General features: G+C 73.0%; 3 protein-coding genes and 1 pseudogene. 2 read left to right on the top strand and 2 right to left on the bottom strand.

Translation table 11 applies throughout. The features are described 5' to 3' along the window. A partial coding sequence (locus tag R6V09_RS49745; RefSeq protein ID WP_317888032.1) for an FHA domain-containing protein occupies nucleotides 1–1,190 on the top strand: 1,190 nt, incomplete at its 5' end. Between the two features lie 13 nt (nucleotides 1,191–1,203). Here the strand turns inward: R6V09_RS49745 and R6V09_RS49750 are convergent. Further along, nucleotides 1,204–2,169 carry a methyltransferase domain-containing protein gene (locus tag R6V09_RS49750; protein WP_317888033.1) on the bottom strand — a complete coding sequence of 322 codons (966 nt, stop codon included), beginning with the start codon at nucleotides 2,167–2,169 and terminating at the stop codon, nucleotides 1,204–1,206. A gap of 117 nt (nucleotides 2,170–2,286) precedes the next feature. Here R6V09_RS49750 and R6V09_RS49755 point away from each other — a divergent pair, with 117 nt between their 5' ends. Then, entirely contained in the window at nucleotides 2,287–2,691 is a 405-nt protein-coding gene (locus R6V09_RS49755; RefSeq protein ID WP_317888034.1) for a globin, read from the top strand. A 63-nt stretch (nucleotides 2,692–2,754) separates the two neighbouring features. Here the strand turns inward: R6V09_RS49755 and R6V09_RS49760 are convergent. Next, a pseudogene (locus tag R6V09_RS49760) lies at nucleotides 2,755–3,101 on the bottom strand (hypothetical protein); the annotation flags it as partial.

Below are 3,101 nucleotides of genomic sequence, written 5' to 3' on the forward strand. Positions count from 1 at the left end.
TCTTCAACGCCCACCGCGACCGCGTCCCGCTGGTGATCGTGGCCGGCCAGCAGGCGCGCTCCCTGCTCCAGCTGCGGCCCTTCCTCGGCGCCGACCGCCCGGCCGAATTCCCGCGCCCCTACGTCAAGTTCGCCCACCAGCCCGAACGCGCCGCCGACGTGCCCGCCGTACTCGCCGAGGCCCACCGCATCGCGATGACGCCGCCCCGCGGACCGGTGTTCGTCTCCGTCCCCGAGGACGACTGGGACCAGCCGGCCCGGCCCGTCGAACCACGCACCGTGCACACCGGCTTCACCGCCGACCCGCAGGCCCTGTCCGCCCTCGCGGCCCGCCTGGACGACTGCGCCCGCCCCGCCCTGGTGGTCGGCCCCGGCGTGGACGACGAGGACGCCCTCCCCGAGGCCCGTGACCTGGCCGAACGCACCCGCGCCGCCGTCTGGATCAGCCCCCTCTCCGGCCGCTCCGGCTTCCCCGAGTCCCACCCCCTCTTCCAGGGCTTCCTGCCACCTCTCGCGGGCCAACTGGCCGCGCGACTACGGCCGTACGACGTCGTCGTGGCCCTCGGCGCGCCCGTCTTCACCTACCACGTCGACGACGGCGGACCGCTCCTGCACCCCGGCACCGAACTCCACCACCTGGACTGCGACCCGGCGCAGGCGGCCTGGCTGCCCACCGGCACCAGCATCGTCACCACCCTCAAGCCCGCCCTCACCCACCTCACCGCACTGCTCAAGGCGAGCGACCGGGTACCGCCCCCGCCCCGCCCGGCGTACCAGCAGCAGCCGACGACGTGGCTGGCGACGATCGGCCCGGACCGCGAGTACTTCCTGGCGATGATGCAGCGCTCGGGCCCGGAGGCCGCGGGTCTCAACCTGCCCGCGTACTCCCCCGAGCAGCAGCGCCAGCTCATCGGCAACCAGATCACCATCGGCCGCCGCCGGCACTCCACCGGCGAGTCCCCCGACATCGACCTGTCGGTGCCGCCGGAGGACCCAGGCGTCTCGCACCAGCACGCGGTACTTGTCCAGCAGCCGGACGGAAGCTGGGCGGTCGTCGACCAGAACTCGACGAACGGTACGACGGTCAACGGCGGCGAGGAGCCGATCCAGCCCTTCGTGCCGGTGCCGTTGCAGGACGGGGACCGGGTGCACGTCGGCGCGTGGACGACGATCACGGTCCGCCGGGGTTAAGAGGCGGCACGGTTCAGCGGAGGGGCCAGGTGTACGGCCCCTCCGGATCGTCCAGCCACGCCCGCACCCGGCCGTCGGCGACCGTGACGCCGTAGCGCTCACGCCCGGGCCGCAGTTCGCGCTCCCACAGGTCGTGGGCGTCCCCCGGGTCGAGGTTGCCATGGGTGAGGGTGAGCAGGAAGCGGAAGAGTTCGTGGTCGCCGGAGCGGTGCGGGATCCCGTCCGCCGGGGCGGGCCCGGTGCCGCGCAGGGGCACGAAGTACGCGGCGGTGTCGAGGAAACTGCCCTCGGCGTGCTCCGCGTCCCGCACGGTGAGCGCGATCAGCCCGGTGGCGAGCGGGGCCAGAACGCGGGCGCCGGGACTGCACTGGGCGAGCCAGGCGGGCGGGACCGACGGCAGGGCGCAGGTCGCGATGATCCGGTCGTAGGGGGCGTGTTCGGGGACTCCGCGGGCGCCGTCGCCGGTGACGACGGTCGGGCGGTACCCGGCGTCGGCGAGGTGGGTGCGCGCGGACTCGGTGATCTCCGGTTCCAGGTCGACGGTGGTCACCAGGCCGTCGCCGAGCCGGTGGGCGAGCAGCGCCGCGTTGTAGCCGGTGCCTGCGCCGATCTCCAGCACCCGGCTGCCGTCCGTCACCCCCAGCTCGACGAGCATCCTGGCCATCAGCGAGGGCTGGCTGCTGGACGACACCAGTTCCCCGTCGCGCAGCCGGGTGGCCAGCGGTGCGTCGGCGTACACCCCGCGCAGCCAGCGATCCCGGGTGCGTGGGTCGCGGCTCCCGCCCCACAGCCGCTCGTAGCCGCCCTGGGCACCGACGTAGTAGTACGGCACGAAGAGATGCCGCGGCACCGCCTCGAACACCGCCCGCCACCCCGGGTCCGCGTCCCACGCCCCGCTCAGCCCGATCCTCCGCACCAGCTCCGCCCGCGCGGGGCCGGCCACGGCGTCCAGATCCTTGTCGAGAGCGTGCGCGCCCATACGTCCACTGTCCTGCGGTACGGCCGTGGAGGCGAGCGGTCCTCCGGGACAGGCAGGTGCTTCGGGACAGGTCCTAAGTCCGAAGTCCTCCGCCACGGCGTCTGAGACCATGGGAGCGTGAAAGAGATTCGGCGCGGCACGCTTCAGGAGCAGACCTTCTACGAGCAGGTCGGCGGGGAGGAGACCTTCCGTCGACTCGTTCACCGGTTCTACGAGGGTGTCGCCGAGGACCCGCTGCTGAAGCCCATGTATCCGGAGGAGGACCTGGGCCCGGCCGAGGAGCGCCTCACTCTCTTCCTGATCCAGTACTGGGGCGGCCCCACGACGTACAGCGACAACCGCGGCCACCCGCGGCTGCGTATGCGTCACGCCCCGTTCCAGGTCGACCGGGCCGCGCACGACGCCTGGCTGAAGCACATGCGGGTAGCCGTCGACGAACTCGGCCTGTCCGAGGAACACGAGCACACGCTGTGGAACTACCTGACGTACGCCGCCGCCTCGATGGTGAACACAGAAGGCTGAGCACGGCAGGCTGAACACGGCGGGCTGAACACCCTTTGCCGTGCGGGGAGTTGGACGGCGCGCTCAGCGCACGCTGACGCCGAGTGCGCCGACTCCCGCCCTGCGTACGGCGATCGAGCCGTACGGTGTGCGCAGCCGCAGCCAGGCGCCGGACGAGAAGAGGACCGACTCCCCGCCGGGGCGCAGGAATCCGAGCGACTGAGCGGCGTGCACAGCGCGCACCGGCAGCGAGGTGTCGCCGACCGTCCGGGACCAGATCTCCCGCCCTATCCGGTCGAGTTCGGTGCGCGTACGGCCCTCGGGCGCCAACTCCTGTGTACGGGACCGGAATTCGGCGACCCCGGCGGCGATCATCCCGCGCAGCGCCTGCGGTTCGGGCAGCCCGGACTCGGGGGCCCAGCCGCCGCGCG

Origin of the sequence: Streptomyces sp. W16, assembly GCF_033194735.1 — a bacterium.
Taxonomy (GTDB): Bacteria; Actinomycetota; Actinomycetes; order Streptomycetales; family Streptomycetaceae; genus Streptomyces.

Coding starts and splice junctions, on each gene's coding strand:
- R6V09_RS49750 (WP_317888033.1), bottom strand. CDS start 2,169: ATGGGCGCGCACGCTCTCGACAAGGATCTGGACGCCGTGGCCGGCCCC.